Source organism: Sphingomonas sp. Mn802worker (genome assembly GCF_000382485.1).
GTDB lineage: Bacteria > Pseudomonadota > Alphaproteobacteria > Sphingomonadales > Sphingomonadaceae > Sphingomonas.
Genome location: NZ_AORY01000004.1, coordinates 20,789 through 35,431 on the forward strand (window position 1 = coordinate 20,789; position 14,643 = coordinate 35,431).

The 14,643-nt window shown below is 67.0% G+C and carries 15 protein-coding genes; 13 read left to right on the top strand and 2 right to left on the bottom strand.

The window, feature by feature from the left end; translation table 11 throughout:
- Positions 1-57 precede the first annotated feature (57 nt).
- From cobS to argB, 5 genes are all read left to right on the top strand, one after another.
- Positions 58-1,062 carry a cobaltochelatase subunit CobS gene (gene cobS, locus SMN802W_RS0103565; RefSeq protein ID WP_019515518.1) on the top strand — a complete coding sequence of 335 codons (1,005 nt, stop codon included), beginning with the start codon at positions 58-60 and terminating at the stop codon, positions 1,060-1,062.
- On the top strand, positions 1,063-2,889 hold the full coding sequence (gene cobT, locus SMN802W_RS0103570; protein ID WP_019515519.1) for a cobaltochelatase subunit CobT: 1,827 nt from the start codon (positions 1,063-1,065) through the stop codon (positions 2,887-2,889).
- Between the two features lie 5 nt (positions 2,890-2,894).
- Complete coding sequence (locus tag SMN802W_RS0103575) at positions 2,895-3,584, top strand: aspartate/glutamate racemase family protein (RefSeq protein WP_019515520.1); 690 nt, start codon at positions 2,895-2,897, stop codon at positions 3,582-3,584.
- The gene (locus tag SMN802W_RS0103580) at positions 3,581-3,841 is read left to right on the top strand and encodes a ribbon-helix-helix domain-containing protein (RefSeq protein WP_019515521.1); all 261 of its coding nucleotides are present in this window, start codon (positions 3,581-3,583) and stop codon (positions 3,839-3,841) included. Before SMN802W_RS0103575 ends, SMN802W_RS0103580 begins: the two co-directional genes overlap by 4 nt.
- A gap of 96 nt (positions 3,842-3,937) precedes the next feature.
- A complete protein-coding gene (gene argB / locus SMN802W_RS0103585) occupies positions 3,938-4,837 on the top strand; it encodes an acetylglutamate kinase (RefSeq protein ID WP_026325706.1) in 900 nt (299 codons plus the stop codon).
- Between the two features lie 13 nt (positions 4,838-4,850).
- Here the strand turns inward: argB and SMN802W_RS0103590 are convergent, their stop codons facing one another.
- Positions 4,851-5,276 (bottom strand): hypothetical protein, encoded by a 426-nt coding sequence (locus SMN802W_RS0103590; RefSeq protein WP_238560098.1) that lies wholly within the window; start codon positions 5,274-5,276, stop codon positions 4,851-4,853.
- Positions 5,277-5,373: 97 nt separating this feature from the next.
- Here SMN802W_RS0103590 and SMN802W_RS0103595 point away from each other — a divergent pair, with 97 nt between their 5' ends.
- From SMN802W_RS0103595 to SMN802W_RS0103605, 3 genes are all read left to right on the top strand, one after another.
- On the top strand, positions 5,374-5,685 hold the full coding sequence (locus SMN802W_RS0103595) for a YggT family protein (RefSeq protein WP_019515524.1): 312 nt from the start codon (positions 5,374-5,376) through the stop codon (positions 5,683-5,685).
- A 66-nt stretch (positions 5,686-5,751) separates the two neighbouring features.
- Positions 5,752-6,621 (top strand): bifunctional methylenetetrahydrofolate dehydrogenase/methenyltetrahydrofolate cyclohydrolase FolD, encoded by an 870-nt coding sequence (gene folD, locus SMN802W_RS0103600; protein ID WP_019515525.1) that lies wholly within the window; start codon positions 5,752-5,754, stop codon positions 6,619-6,621.
- A gap of 25 nt (positions 6,622-6,646) precedes the next feature.
- Positions 6,647-7,267 (top strand): MarC family protein, encoded by a 621-nt coding sequence (locus tag SMN802W_RS0103605; protein WP_019515526.1) that lies wholly within the window; start codon positions 6,647-6,649, stop codon positions 7,265-7,267.
- Between the two features lie 267 nt (positions 7,268-7,534).
- Here SMN802W_RS0103605 and SMN802W_RS0103610 read toward each other — a convergent pair whose 3' ends face one another.
- Positions 7,535-9,340, bottom strand: a complete 1,806-nt coding sequence (locus SMN802W_RS0103610) for a hypothetical protein (protein WP_019515527.1) — start codon at positions 9,338-9,340, stop codon at positions 7,535-7,537.
- Positions 9,341-9,416: 76 nt separating this feature from the next.
- Here SMN802W_RS0103610 and SMN802W_RS0103615 point away from each other — a divergent pair, with 76 nt between their 5' ends.
- The 5 genes from SMN802W_RS0103615 (at position 9,417) to SMN802W_RS0103635 (ending at position 14,606) form a co-directional block, all read left to right on the top strand.
- Positions 9,417-9,863, top strand: coding sequence for a GtrA family protein (locus SMN802W_RS0103615; RefSeq protein ID WP_338010594.1), 447 nt, complete (start codon positions 9,417-9,419; stop codon positions 9,861-9,863).
- Positions 9,863-10,591: a class I SAM-dependent methyltransferase gene (locus tag SMN802W_RS0103620; protein WP_019515529.1), complete on the top strand. Its 729-nt coding sequence runs from the start codon at positions 9,863-9,865 to the stop codon at positions 10,589-10,591. Before SMN802W_RS0103615 ends, SMN802W_RS0103620 begins: the two co-directional genes overlap by 1 nt.
- Positions 10,592-10,660: 69 nt before the next feature.
- Positions 10,661-11,410, top strand: a complete 750-nt coding sequence (gene otsB / locus SMN802W_RS0103625) for a trehalose-phosphatase (protein WP_019515530.1) — start codon at positions 10,661-10,663, stop codon at positions 11,408-11,410.
- Positions 11,407-13,200, top strand: a complete 1,794-nt coding sequence (locus SMN802W_RS0103630; RefSeq protein ID WP_019515531.1) for a glycoside hydrolase family 15 protein — start codon at positions 11,407-11,409, stop codon at positions 13,198-13,200. Before otsB ends, SMN802W_RS0103630 begins: the two co-directional genes overlap by 4 nt.
- Positions 13,197-14,606, top strand: a complete 1,410-nt coding sequence (locus tag SMN802W_RS0103635; RefSeq protein ID WP_026325708.1) for an alpha,alpha-trehalose-phosphate synthase (UDP-forming) — start codon at positions 13,197-13,199, stop codon at positions 14,604-14,606. Before SMN802W_RS0103630 ends, SMN802W_RS0103635 begins: the two co-directional genes overlap by 4 nt.
- Positions 14,607-14,643 lie beyond the last annotated feature (37 nt).

The window sequence follows — 14,643 nt, forward strand, 5'->3', positions numbered from 1 at the left end:
ACGCGAACGCGATCCCTTCTCACTGGTTGGGACAACTTCAAACAAGCGGCTTGCCTGATGAACGATCTCTCCAACATTCAGCCCGACAGCCGGGACAGCACGATCATGGACGCGCCCGACAGGATGGTCGGCGTGCGCGACCTGTTCGGCATCGACAGCGACATGGAGGTGCCCGCCTTCTCCGAGGCCGACGAGCGCGTACCCGACCTCGACCCCGCTTACGTGTTCGACCCCGACACCACGCTCGCGATCCTGGCGGGGTTCGCGCACAACCGCCGCGTGATGGTGCAGGGCTATCACGGCACCGGCAAGTCGAGCCATATCGAGCAGGTCGCGGCGCGGCTGAAATGGCCGTGCATCCGCATCAACCTCGACGCGCACATCAGCCGCATCGACCTGATCGGGCGCGACGCGATCGTGTTGCGCGACGGGCAGCAGGTGACCGAGTTCCGCGAGGGTCTGCTGCCGTGGGCACTGCAGACGCCGACCGCGCTTGTGTTCGACGAGTACGACGCCGGTCGCCCCGACGTCATGTTCGTGATCCAGCGCGTGTTGGAAACGGAGGGCAAGCTGACCTTGCTCGACCAGAATCGCGTGCTGCGCCCGAACCCGTATTTCCGCCTGTTCGCGACCGCCAACACGGTCGGCCTGGGCGACACCAGCGGGCTGTATCACGGCACGCAGCAGATCAACCAGGGTCAGATGGACCGCTGGAACATCGTCGTCACCTTGAACTATCTGCCGGCCGCGACCGAGGCGAACATCGTGCTTGCCAAGTCGGGCGAGTATGACAAGCCCGAGGGCAAGAAGACGGTCGAGAACATGGTCCGCGTCGCCGACCTGACGCGCAAGGGGTTCATCAACGGCGATATCTCGACCGTGATGAGCCCGCGCACCGTCATCACCTGGGCGCAGAACACGCTGATCTTCAAGGACGTGGGCTTCGCGTTCCGTCTGTCGTTCCTCAACAAGTGCGATGACGCCGAGCGGCCGCTGGTGGCGGAATATTACCAGCGCGTGTTCGGCAAGGACCTGCCCGAGAGCGTGGCCGCGAAGGCGTAAATGGCGAGCGACACGCCCCTCGACCGGTTCAAGGCGGTGCTGGGCGGCACCGCGCGCGCCTTGTCGGACGAGGCAGAGGTGGAGCTTGCCTTCACCGCCGACGCGCCGTCCGCGTCGGGCAAGCACATCCGCGTGCCGATGCCCGCCCGCTCGCTGCCCGCCGATCAGGTGGCGGAGGCGCGCGGGTTCGCCGATGCGTTCGCGCTGCGGCTGAAGCATCACGACACCACGCTCCACGCGCGCGGCGCGCCAAGCGAGGCTGTGGCGCGCGCGGTCTACGACGCGGTCGAGACCGCGCGGGTCGAGGCGCTGGGTAGCCGCGGTTACGCGGGGATCGCCGATAACCTCGCCACCGCGCTCGAGGTACGGCTGCGCGCCGACCCGATCACGCGGGCGCGCCAGCAGAGCGAGGTGCCGCTGTCGACCGCATTGGGGCTGATGGTGCGCGAGGCGCTGACCGGACTGCCGTCGCCGGTGGCGAGCGAGCCGGGGCTGGCGCTGGTGCGCGATTGGGTCGGCGAGCGCGTCGACCTCGACGCGTTGTCGCTGGTGCTTGACGACCAGCGCGCGTTCCAGGGGCTGACGCGCAAGCTGCTCGAGGACCTCGAACTCGTCGAGGGTGAGCAGGTGCCGGAGGAGAGCGACGAGGAAGGCGGCGAAGACGAGGCCGGCGGCGAGGGCGAGGACAGCGACGAAGCCGACGAGGGCGAGGCCGAGGGCAGCGAGGGCGAGGCGCAGACGGAGGCACGCGGCGAGGAGCGCCAGTCGGACGAACAGGACGGCGAGGGACAGGAGACCGACGGCGACGACATGGACGACGTCGACGGTGAGCCGGGCGATGACGGCGAGGAGGGGATGCAGCCCGTCCGTCCCAATCGCCCGCCGTCCGATCACATGCCGCAATTCGACTACAAGGTCTGGTCGACGCAGTTCGACGAGGTGGTCGCGGCGACCGACCTGTGCGACGCCGACGAGCTTGTCCGTCTGCGCGGCTATCTCGACCAGCAGCTTGTCCACCTGCAATCGACCGTGTCGAAACTCGCCAATCGCCTTCAACGACGATTGATGGCGCAGCAGTCGCGCTCGTGGGACTTCGACCAGGAGGAAGGGTTGCTCGATGCCGCGCGGCTGGCGCGCGTGGTGGTCGCGCCCGGCCAGTCGCTGTCCTACAAGATCGAGCGCGATACCGAATTCCGCGACACCGTGGTCACGCTGCTGATCGACAATTCCGGCTCGATGCGCGGGCGTCCGATCTCGATCGCGGCGATTAGCGCCGACATCCTCGCGCGGACGCTGGAACGATGCGGTGTCAAGACCGAGATCCTCGGCTTCACCACGCGCGCGTGGAAGGGCGGGCAGAGCCGCGAGACGTGGCTGTCGGCGGGCCGGCCACCGCAGCCCGGTCGCCTCAACGACGTGCGGCACATCGTCTACAAGAAAGCGGACGAGCCGTGGCGGCGCGCGCGCACTTCGCTCGGCCTGATGATGCGCGAGGGGCTGCTCAAGGAGAATATCGACGGCGAGGCGCTGATGTGGGCACACGCGCGCATGATGGCGCGGCCCGAGGAGCGCCGGATCCTGATGGTCATTTCCGATGGTGCACCGGTCGATGACTCCACGCTCAGTGTCAATTCGGGTAGCTATCTGGAGCGTCATCTGCGTCAGGTGATCGACTGGATCGAGCGCCGCTCGTCGGTCGAGCTTGTCGCGATCGGGATCGGCCACGACGTGACACGCTATTACAGTCGCGCGGTGACGATCATGGATGCCGAGCAACTGGGCGGCACGATCATCGAGCAACTCGCCGCGCTGTTCGACGTGGAATAAGTGCGATGCGCACGATCGGGCTAATCGGCGGTATGAGCTGGGAAAGCTCGGCGCATTACTACCGTATCATCAACCAGGAGGTGCGGCGCAGACTGGGCGGCATGCACTCGGCCAGATGCGTGATGGTATCGGTCGACTTTGGCGAGATCGCCGCGCTCCAGCACGCCGGCGATCGGCCGAGGCTGGGTGACCGCATCGCGCAAGCCGCGCTTGCCGCGCAACGCGGTGGTGCAGAGCTGCTGGCGCTGTGCACCAACACGATGCACTGCGTGGCGGACGCGATCACCGCCGTCGCCGACGTGCCGCTCGTCAATGTCATGAACGTCACGGCGCAGGCGGTGATGCGTGCAGGCTACAACCGCGTCGGGTTGCTCGGCACGGCCTTCACGATGGAGCAGCCTTTCTATGTCGAGCGGCTGCGTGCGCATGGCCTCGACGTGATCGTCCCGGACCCCGCCGATCGCGGTATCGTGCACGATGTGATTTACCGTGAGCTGGTCCAGGGCCTTGTGCTCGACACCTCACGCGCATCGTACCGCGACGTAATCGCCCGACTGGTCGCGCGTGGTGCGGAAGCAGTCATCCTTGGTTGCACCGAGATCATGTTGCTGGTCACGGCGCAGGATAGCGCAGTGCCGTTGTTCGACACGACCGAGCTGCACGCGCTGGCGACCGTCGACGCCGCGCTCGCGTGATCGCAGCGCCGCCCGGCGGGTTCATCGGCCCGGTCAAGCGGTCGATCACGATTGCGGGGCATCAGACCTCGATCAGCCTCGAACCCTTGTTCTGGCACGCGCTCGAGCAGGAGGCGGTCGTGCGCGTGTTGCCGCTTTCCGCGTTGGTGGCGCAGATCGATGCGTTGAGGATCACCGTGAACGATGCGCCCAATCTGGCGAGTGCGCTGCGCACCTGGGTGCTTGCCCAGGCAACGAGGAGAGCAGCGGGATCATAGCGCGTGGTCTTCGATGACCCAGAATTTACCAGCGCGACCTGCGGCCGGATCGCCGACGCTTTCGCAACCGCGTCGCTGGCGCTATCGCGCACGGCCATGACCGATCCCACCTTTACGCCGTCGCTCAAGGCCGAAACGCTGGTCGAGGCGCTGCCGTACCTGCAACGCTATGCGGGCAAGACGTTTGTCGTGAAATACGGCGGCCATGCGATGGGCGACAGCCAGGCGCAGCGCGACTTCGCCGAGGATGTGGTGCTGCTGAAGGCGGTCGGCATCAATCCGGTGGTGGTCCACGGCGGCGGGCCGCAGATCGGGTCGATGCTGAAGCGATTGGGCGTCGAGTCGCGCTTCGTCGACGGGTTGCGCGTGACCGACGCGGAAACCGCGCGGATCGCGGAAATGGTGCTGGCGGGATCGATCAACAAAGAGATCGTCAGCTGGATCGGCCGCGCGGGCGGACGTGCGGTCGGCATCTCGGGCAAGGACGCGGGGCTCGTGCAGGCGGAAAAGGTCGGCGGCAACCGCGACGCCGATCCGCGGCAGGGGATAGAGCGCCACGTCGATCTGGGCTTCGTCGGCGAACCGGTGGCGGTCGACCGCCGCATCGTCGACACTTTGTCGGCCGACGGCATCATTCCGGTGATCGCGCCGATCGGCATCGGCGCGGATGGCCACACGTACAACATCAACGCCGACACGATGGCGGGCGCGATCGCCGCCGCGCTAGGTGCGGCGCGCTTCTTCCTGCTGACCGACGTCGCGGGCGTGCTCGACAAGGGGGGCGACCTGCTGACCGACCTCAACCCGGCACAGGTCAAGGCGCTGCGCGACGACGGCACGATCAGCGGCGGTATGATTCCCAAGCTGGAGACGTGCGTCGCCGCGGTCGAGGCAGGCGTCGACGCGGCGGTCGTACTCGACGGCCGCATCCGCCACGCGATGTTGCTGGAAATCTTCACGAAGCGCGGTGCGGGCACGCTGATCCGGCGGGGATAGATCCCGACGTACGCTACTTAACGGTCAAGTGACGCGCGTCGAAGCCGATTAACGCAGCGGCCGCGACCGTGCAGGGGCGCGCGGGCGGGCAATCGATAGTGGTCATCGCAAGAAGACCCTCGTCGTTCTGCCATGAGGGGAAGCGACCGGCACGTACACCGATCTCGGCGGCGGTGACATGGAGGCGGCCGTGACCGCGCCAATTACCGCGCAGGTCTCGCAACGCGCCAGCCATCGCGGCGCGTCCGCTGTTCGTATCCACCATTCTCGCCAGCAACATCAGTCGCGCACTGGGGATGTAGCCGGGCGTGTTCAGGCCGATAATGACGCCGAGCGCCAGTGCCAGCCCCAAGACCATGCGAAGGGTGAGGTCAAAGGCATCAGGCATGCGCTGATTGGTAGAGGAAGACCGTAAATAGCTGATTGCACCGGCGCACACGTATCTTGGAACCGCCGGGTCCCATTCGCGTAAGGGCGTTCCGTTCCGTGCCCGCATCGGCTAGGACCGGCGCACCCCGTTCGGAGTTGAAGCCCCCGTGTTGATCCTGACCATTATCCAGATCCTGCAGGTCCTGCTCAACGTCGTGTGGTGGGTGATCATCATCCAGTTCGTGCTGTCGCTGCTGATCGTGTTCAACGTCATCAACACGTCGAGCCCGTTCATCCGCTCATTTCACGACGGGCTCGACCGGTTGACCGATCCGCTCTACCGTCCGATCCGGCGCCGGTTGCCGAACACCGGCGGGATCGACTTCGCGCCGATGATCGTGCTGGTGCTGATGGCGATCGCCAACATCATCCTCAACAACGTCGCGGCGAGCACGATGGCGGGCGGCGGCGCACTCTGACCCGGGATTGCGCCGGGTAAATCGCTACGCTGGCGTAGCCGACTGCCGCGCCTTAAGGAGCGCGGCATGAGCGCACGGATCATTGACGGCAAAGATTTCGCGAGTGCATTGCGCGCGCGTGTGGCAACACAGGTAGCGCGCGTCGTCGCCGCGTCGGGGCGCAAGCCCGGCTTGGCGGTCGTGCTGGTCGGCGAGGACCCGGCTTCTTCGGTTTATGTTCGCAGCAAGGGCAAGGCGACGCTTGCTGCCGGCATGGAAAGCTTCGAGCATCGCCTGCCGGTCGATGTGGCAGAGGACGAACTGATCGCGCTGGTCGACCGATTGAACGCCGATCCGGCGGTCGACGGCATTTTGGTGCAACTGCCGCTGCCGCGCCACATCGACGAACGCCGCGTCATCACGCGGATCGATCCCGACAAGGATGTCGACGGCTTTCACCCGGTCAACGCCGGGCGGCTCGCGACCGGTCTGCCGGGGTTCGTGCCGTGCACCCCGCTCGGCTGTTTGATGCTGCTGAAGGACGTGCATTCGAGCTTGGCCGGGCTGGACGCGGTGGTGATCGGACGGTCGAACATCGTCGGCAAGCCGATGGGGCAGTTGCTGCTGGCGGAAAGCTGCACCGTGACGATGACGCACAGCCGCACGCGCGACCTCGCGGCGCATGTCGCACGCGCCGACATCGTCGTCGCCGCGGTCGGCATCCCCGGCTTCGTCAAGGCCGAGTGGATCAAGCCGGGCGCGAGCGTGATCGACGTCGGCATCAACCGTACCGACGCGGGGCTGGTGGGCGACGTCGACCCAGCCGCGGCCGATGTGGCAGGCGCGATCACGCCGGTGCCGGGCGGGGTGGGGCCGATGACGATTGCAGTGCTGATGCGCAACACGTTGGTCTCCGCCGCACGTCGCGAGGGCGTGACGCTGGACGACACGCTGTGAGCATCACCTCGGGCGGGCGCGGCTGATGCTCGAGCTGTTCGTCTCCTCCTTCGTCACCTTCTTCGTGGTGATCGATCCGCCCGGCTGCGCGCCGATCTTTGCCGGGCTGACCGCGGGCGCAACTGCGGCGCACCGCCGCGCGATGGCGGTGCGCGCGGTGATCGTGTCGGCGATCATCCTGCTCGTCTTCGCGCTGATGGGCGAGCCGCTGCTGCACGGCCTCGGCATCGAGCTCGCCAGCTTCCGCATTGCGGGCGGCATCATGCTGTTCCTGATCGCGTTGGAGATGGTGTTCGAGAAGCGCACCCAGCGGCGTGAGGATCGCGCCGCCAAGGTTCAGGCGACCTCTGAGGTCGAGGATGTGTCGATCTTCCCGATGGCGATGCCGATGATCGCGGGGCCGGGATCGATCGCGACCGTTATGCTCCTGATGGCGCGCAACAACGGCATCGAGCGCTCGCTGGTGGTGTTCGGCGCGCTGCTCGCCAACTTGGCGCTGATGCTCGTCGCTTTGCTCGCCGCCGGGCCGCTGATGCGGGTGGTTGGAGCGAAGATCGAGGCGGTGGTGACGCGAATTCTCGGCGTGCTGCTGGCCGCGCTGGCGGTGCAGTTCGTGATCGACGGCGTGATGGAGCAGTTGCGGTAGGCTAGCTCTTACCGAGGGCCGCTGACCAAAACGATCAAGCGATTCAGCAGCCAGCCGATCGTCGAGGTGACCAAGCCGATCACCGCAACGCCCGCGATGAAGCCGAGGACTGTCGCGCCGCACGGGCCATCGACGCTCGCGCACGCCAGACTGCCGCGGACCGCCTCGATCAGTACCAGACAAACAGTGCGGGCAGGGCGATCAGGTCGCGACCATCACGCCCCAGTGTCGCGACGAGCGATCGAGATAGCTCAAGGCGCTACCTTCCTAGCTGATGCGGAACGCGCGGAACGGCGATTTGGCAGGTAGCGGCACCGGTTCGAGCCAGCTGAACGCCTTGCCGTGTGCCAGCTGGTCATAGAAACCGTTCTTTGCCTTGGCGCGGTAATTGGTCGATTCCGCCATGTCGGGGCAGACGAGCAGCAGCGTCGCGCCGTGACGCTTCATGATTGCGCGCGCTTCATCGGGCGAGCGGCTGAAGGCGTGCTGTACGTCGAGGATCGCGTCGCCGTTGCGGTGGTAGGGCCCCGCAATCGCGTCGTGGTGCGTCAGCGTGATGAGCCGAGGGCCGAGGTCGACGAAGGTGAACACGGTCTGCGCAGGGATCGCGTTGAGCGGCTGCATCGCGGGGATCGTCAGGCAGCGCCCGGTGGCGCGATTGACGCGGGTGACATAGGCGCTGGGGCGATCGATCGGCAGGTATCGCACCGCCAGCGCCATGAACCAGCCCGAGACGAGCACATAGGCCATCGCGGCGGCGGCAAGCTTTGCCGGCCACCAGCGTGGGCTCGCGACCCATGGCAGCATCGCCCAGGCGAGCGCGACGGCGCCCGGCACCGCCATTAGCTGCGCCGCAGGGCCGGCGCGCGCCTGCCACAACAGCATCGCGCAGGAGAAGGCGGTGAACAGCGCGACGCAGGTCCAGCCGAGCAGCGCGGGTGTGCGCCGCGCGCGCCAGGTCGCGAACAGCGCGCCGAGAAGCCCGATGATCGGCAGCGCGACGATCGGGGCGGCGCTGCGTAGCGGGTGTTTGTAGATCGGCTTGGCCTCGCGCACGTTGGCGAGCCAGCTGGTGTAGAGCTCGGGCGAGACCTGCTCGGGTCGGCCGAGGCATTGCGGGAAGGCGAGTGCGAAGAACGCCGCGACGATGCCGCCCGCGACCAGCGCGGCGGCGATGCGGATGCTACGCCTGCGCGGTGACCAGAAGGCGAGCGCCAGCAGCAGTGCGGCGGCGACCACCACGGTGGACAGGTACACCGGCGTCAGCGCGTCGCAGCGTAGCACGCGGTTGGCGTAGGAGGCGAACCCGGCAAACCCCGCCGCGGTACCGCCGCCGAGCGACAGCGCGTAGGCGGCGAGCCGCCGCCGCTCGCCCGCGTCCCACATCCAGCGAAGCGCGATGATCGCGCCCGCCATTGCGGCAAAGGGCAGCAGCTCAAGCCCGATTGACAGCGAATAGGCGCTGGCGAGGCCGACGACCACGCCGCCGCGCGCATCCTCCGGATCGCATAGCCCCGCGACCGTCAGGCACAGCATCGCGAGCTGCCAGCCGTGGTGATCGATCCGGTCGGGCATGTACATGCCCAGCGCGACGTTGGTGACGAGCACCACCGCGATCCCGAGCGGCCAGGCGATCGGCGACACGAGGCGGCGCACCGTCGCACCCAGTCCCAGCAGCGCGAGCGACAGCGGGAGCAGCGGCGCGATGCCGCACGCCAGCCGCTCCGCCTCGGCATTGCCGGTGAAGGGTCGAAAGACGAGGATCAGCGCGGCGATCGGCAGGTCGACCAGCCGGCTCCAGTGGATATTGAAGCCGGTCGGCGGATCGAGGCGATAGTTGGTCAGGTCGAACCAGCCCTGCCCGGCGAGTAACGCCCGGACTTGCATCAACCGCATGTTGTCGTCGGTGTCGCCCAGGCTCAGCCACTGGATTGCGTTCCAGCGCTGTATGACGAAGCAGGCGGTGATGATCGCCCAGGCAATGAGCGTGCGGTTGATCCAGCGGCGATCGAGCGCCTCCGCGGTGCGTTCCAGTGCGTCGCGCCCAAAGATCGAGCGGAGAAGATCGGTCAAAACGCTTCCTTCATCGCGTGCGAGCTAGTACGCCCCCGCCGCGCTCCTGACGCGGGGCAGCGCAAAGGGCAAGATGGTGGCGGCGGGCATCGATCGGTTAAACAAGGCTGTGGACGAACGTGGCGCGCGCCAGCGGGAAGCGTTCTGGCAGCTGGTCCGGTTCGGCATCGCCGGTGGCGTCTCGACGCTGATCTACTCGGCCGTGTACCTGCCGCTGACCGCGTGGGTGCTGCCACGGGCGCAGGCCGTGTGGGCGGTGCCGCCGTCGTTCCTGGTCGCGGTCACCTGTGGGTTTTTCCTCCACAGCCGCTGGAGCTTCAAGGGGCAGGGGGCGCATTCATCGGGTCCGGCGCAGCAGCTGAAATTCGTCGGCGTGCAGGCGAGCGGCATGGCGTTGAATGCGCTGGTCACCTGGATCGGCACCGCGCAGCTGGGGCTGGCGCCGTGGGTGCCGTTGTTGCCGGCCGTCGCGCTGGCGACGATCGTCACCTTTCTTCTTAACAAATATCTGGTGTTCGTCTGATGGATCGTCGCGTTTACGACCGTATGGCGGAGCATGACTCCACGCACTGGTGGTACCGTGCGCGCCGCGATATTCTGTCGGACTACGTGACGCGCGAGGGGCATCTGCCCACGGACGCGCGCATCCTGGAGATCGGCTGCGGTACCGGGCACAATCTGCCGATGCTGTCGCAGTTCGGCCGCGTCGAGGCGATCGAGATCGATCCGGCCGCGCGTAACATCGCCAGCGCACGGCTGGGCAAGCCGGTCGGCGATGCGCCGCTGCCGATGCTGCCGGGCGTCGAGCGTGGCGGCTACGACATGGTCGCGGTGCTTGACGTGGTGGAGCATATTGCCGACGATGTGGGCGCGCTCAAGGCGATGCGCGAATGTCTCGCGCCCGGTGGCAAGATCCTGATCGCGGTGCCCGCGCACCAGTGGATGTGGAGCGCGCACGATGTCGTGAACCATCACGAGCGGCGTTATTCCAAGAAGACGCTGGTGGCGGCGATCCACGCGGCGGGGCTGCGTCCGCGCAAGCTTGGTTACTTCAACTCGGTCCTGTTCCCGCTTGCCGCCGCGGCGCGCGTGGCGGGGCGGCTGACGGGGCGTGACGACAGCGACGATTCGCCGCCTGCCGCGCCGGTCAACGCGCTGTTCGAACGGGTCTTCCGTGTCGAGCGCCATCTGGTCGGGCGCGTGCCGATGCCGATCGGGCTGTCGATCCTGTGCTTCGCGGAGCCGGTCTGACCTGATCGGCCGGGTGACGGCTCACGAGGCGGGTTGCGCCGCCGGTGCGAAGCCGTCACGGCGCGGCGCATGTCCGACATCCTGCTGCCGCCGCCGCCTGCCGACCTGCTGACCAACGCCAGCCTGTTCCTCGATTTCGACGGCACGCTGGTCGAGATCGCCGCGACCCCCGACGCGGTGAGCGTGTCGGATGTGCTCAGGCAGCTGTTGCGCGATTTGCAGGCACGGATGGACGGGCGCGTCGCGATCGTCAGCGGGCGCTCGGTCGCGGAAATCGCCGCGCTGCTCGATCCGGTCGCGTTGACGATTGCGGGCAGCCACGGGCTCGAGATCGCGACGGCGGATGGGTCGGTGGAAACGCCGGAGCGGACCGCAGGGATCGACACGGCGCTCGCCACCCTCCAGGACTTTGCCAGCAGCCGGCCGGGCGTGCTGGTCGAGGACAAGCCGTTCGGCGTCGGACTCCACTATCGGCTGGCGCCCGATCAGGAGGCGGACGCGCGGGCGCTGGCTGCCGCGCTTGCCGATGAGCATGGCCTGCATCTGCAATTGGGCAAGATGGTCGCCGAATTGCGCCTGCCGGGCGGCGACAAGGGTAGCGCGTTGAAAGCGTTGATGGCGGAACCCGGACGCGTCGCCACGCGTCCTGTGTTCATGGGGGACGACGTAACCGACGAGGCGGCGTTCGCCGCCGCATGTGAACTGGGTGGTGCAGGCATCCTGATCGGGCCGGCGCGTCACACTCACGCTCTTTATCGCTTGGATGACGTGCCCGCCGCGCTTGGGTGGCTGCGCCGTTGCGCGGAGGCGCTGGCATGAGCGATCTCGATCTCTGGCCGATCGGCAATTGCCAGGTCAGCGCGCTGGTCGATCGCGCCGGACGCTTCGTCTGGGGCTGCGTGCCGCGTGTCGACGGCGATCCGCTATTCTCCGCGCTGCTCGGCGGAGAGGCGCCGGAGGGCGGGTTCTGGGAGATCGCGGTCGAGGACTCCGTGTCGGTCGAGCAGCATTACGTCCGCAACACCCCCGTGCTCGTATCGCGCCACACCGACGCGCACGGCGGTGTGATCGAGGTGACCGATTTCTGCCCGCGCTTCGAGCGTAACGGACGCACCTACCGCCCGGTCGCCTTCGCGCGGATCGTCCGCCCGATTTCTGGCAGCCCGCGGCTCAAGATGCGGCTGCGTCCCACCTGCGGCTGGGGCGGTACCTGCCGCGAGCAGGTCGGCGGATCGAACCACGTCCGCTTCCTGCTTGATGCGCTCGCGATGCGGCTGACCACCAACGCGCCGATCGGCATGGTGCAGCAGGAGCGCTCGTTCCGGGTCGAGCGACCGCTGCACTTCTTCCTGGGCCCGGACGAAAGTTTTGCGGGCAATTTCGCCAGCGCGCTCGACCTGATGCTGCACGACACGGTGGCGGAGTGGCAGCAATGGGTCCGCGGGCTCGCCGTGCCGCTCGAATGGCAGGAAGTGGTGATCCGCTGCGCGATCACGCTGAAATTGTGCCAGCATGAGGAAACCGGCGCGATCGTTGCGGCGCTTACCACCTCGGTGCCGGAGCATGCGGGATCGGAGCGCAACTGGGACTATCGTTACTGCTGGATCCGCGACGCTTATTACACCGTGCAGGCACTCAACCGGCTCGGCGCGCTCGACGTGCTCGAGGGCTATCTCGGCTACCTGCGCAACATCGTCGATGCGGCGGGTGATGGTGACGACGACGGGCACATCCAGCCCTTGTATGGCGTGCTGGGCGAGCCGCATCTGCCCGAGCATGTCGCGCCGCTGTTGCCGGGCTATCGCGGCATGGGTCCGGTTCGGGTCGGCAATCAGGCGGCCGAGCAGATCCAGCACGATGCCTATGGGCAGATCGTGCTGTGCAGCGTCCACGCTTTCTTTGACCACCGCCTGTTCCGCCCTGCCGACTCGGCCGATTTCGAGCGGCTGGAGCATGTCGGCGAACGCGCGTGGAAATACTACGATCAGCCCGACGCCGGATTGTGGGAGCTGCGCACCCGCCAAAGCGTCCACACTTATTCCTCTGCGATGTGCTGGGCGGCATGCGACCGGCTGGCGAATGCGGCCGAGCGGCTCGGGCTTGCCGACCGGCGCGCTTTGTGGGCCGGACGTGCCGACACGATCCGCGACGTGATCGAGCGATCGGCGTGGCGTGAGGACACGCGGCGGATGTCCGCGACCTTCTCGGGTGACGACCTGGACGCCAGCGTGCTGCAATTGCTCGACCTGCGCTTCTTCGAGGCGGACGATCCCCGCTTCGTTGACACGCTGCAGGCGATCGAGAAGGGGCTGAGGCGCGGCTCCACCATGCTGCGCTACGATACCGAGGACGATTTTGGCCTGCCTGAAACGGCGTTCAACGTCTGCACCTTCTGGCTGATCGAGGCGCTGTACCTGACCGGGCGGCATGACGAGGCGCGCAGCCTGTTCGAAGAAATGCTGTCGCGCTGTACCGCGGCGGGGCTGCTGTCTGAGGACATCGATCCAACCAGCGGGGAGCTGTGGGGCAATTACCCGCAGACCTACTCGCTGGTCGGCATGATCAACTGCGCGGGGATGCTCAGCAAGCCGTGGAGTGCGATCCGATGAGCCGGTCGGGCGACGGCAGGCTCATCGTCATCTCCAACCGGGTCAGCGCGCCCAAGGGGTCGACGTCGGGGGCGCAAGGCGGCCTCGCCGTCGCGCTCGCCGCCGCACTGCGCGAAAACGGCGGCATCTGGTTCGGTTGGTCGGGCGAAGTAACCGAGCATTACACCGGGCAGATCGATTTTCAGCGTAACCAGGGCGTCACTACCGCGGTCGTCGACCTGGAGGAACAGGACGTCGAGGAATATTACGAGGGTTACGCCAACCGGACCTTGTGGCCGCTGTTCCACTACCGGATCGACCTGGCCGAATATGAGCGCGACTTCGCCGGCGGCTATCAGCGCACCAACGAGCGCTTCGCCAACACGGTGCGCCCGCTGATCGAACCCGACGACCTGATCTGGATTCAGGATTACCACATGTTCCCGCTCGGCGCCGAGTTGCGCAAACTCGCGTGCCAGAACCGGATCGGCTTTTTCCTCCACATTCCGTGGCCGCCGCGCCGGCTGCTCGGCACGTTGCCGGGCGCGAAGGCGCTGGTCGAGGCGATGTTCGACTACGACCTGCTCGGCTTCCACACGCAGGAATGGCTCGACTCGTTCTGCGACTTCGCGATCCATGACATGGGCGCGACCGTCGAGGGTGACCTGATCACCTACGGGGATCGCTGCGTGCGCTTGCTGGCCGATCCGATCGGGATCGATGCCAAGGAGTTCGCGCAAGCCTCGGCCGGAGTGCAGTCGCGGCTCGCGTTCCGCCGCATGCGCGACTCGGCCGACGGGCGCGATATGATCGTCGGCGTCGACCGGCTGGATTACTCCAAAGGGCTGGAAGAGCGGTTCGCGGGCTACGAACGCTTCCTGATCGAGCATCCGGAGGAGCGCAAGGAAGTGTTCCTGCTCCAGATCGCACCGCCCAGTCGTGTCTCGGTCGAAACCTATCGCCGCATCCGCAACTCGCTGGAAGGATTGTCGGGGCGGATCAACGGCGCGTATGCCGACGTCGACTGGGTGCCGATCCGCTACGTCAACCAGGGCTATCCGCGCGACGTGCTGGCGGGCATCTACCGTGCGGCTAAGATCGGGCTGGTGACGCCGCTTCGCGACGGCATGAACCTTGTTGCGAAGGAATATGTTGCGGCGCAGAACCCGGAAGACCCGGGCGTGCTGATCCTGTCAAAGTTCGCGGGCGCCGCCGAACAGATGACCGAGGCGCTGCTGATCAACCCGTACAGTGCGGAGGAGATGTCGGACGCGATCCACCAGGCGCTGCGGATGCCGAAGGAGGAGCGCATCCAGCGCTGGCAGGCATTGATGGACGGCGTGCAGAAGGAGGACGTGACGTGGTGGGCGGCGCGCTTCCTCGACTCACTCAGGCAGGCGCGGCCGATGGTGGCTGAGCAGGCTTAAGCGGCGGCTGCGTCGAGCGCGGCGCAGGTGTCAGCGC

What these genes read in the sequence shown, in the direction of transcription:
- cobS (WP_019515518.1), top strand. Translation starts at nt 58, where the DNA reads ATGAACGATCTCTCCAACATTCAGCCCGACAGCCGGGACAGCACGATC.
- cobT (WP_019515519.1), top strand. Translation starts at nt 1,063, where the DNA reads ATGGCGAGCGACACGCCCCTCGACCGGTTCAAGGCGGTGCTGGGCGGC.
- SMN802W_RS0103575 (WP_019515520.1), top strand. Translation starts at nt 2,895, where the DNA reads ATGCGCACGATCGGGCTAATCGGCGGTATGAGCTGGGAAAGCTCGGCG.
- argB (WP_026325706.1), top strand. Translation starts at nt 3,938, where the DNA reads ATGACCGATCCCACCTTTACGCCGTCGCTCAAGGCCGAAACGCTGGTC.
- folD (WP_019515525.1), top strand. Translation starts at nt 5,752, where the DNA reads ATGAGCGCACGGATCATTGACGGCAAAGATTTCGCGAGTGCATTGCGC.
- SMN802W_RS0103605 (WP_019515526.1), top strand. Translation starts at nt 6,647, where the DNA reads ATGCTCGAGCTGTTCGTCTCCTCCTTCGTCACCTTCTTCGTGGTGATC.
- SMN802W_RS0103620 (WP_019515529.1), top strand. Translation starts at nt 9,863, where the DNA reads ATGGATCGTCGCGTTTACGACCGTATGGCGGAGCATGACTCCACGCAC.
- otsB (WP_019515530.1), top strand. Translation starts at nt 10,661, where the DNA reads ATGTCCGACATCCTGCTGCCGCCGCCGCCTGCCGACCTGCTGACCAAC.
- SMN802W_RS0103630 (WP_019515531.1), top strand. Translation starts at nt 11,407, where the DNA reads ATGAGCGATCTCGATCTCTGGCCGATCGGCAATTGCCAGGTCAGCGCG.
- SMN802W_RS0103635 (WP_026325708.1), top strand. Translation starts at nt 13,197, where the DNA reads ATGAGCCGGTCGGGCGACGGCAGGCTCATCGTCATCTCCAACCGGGTC.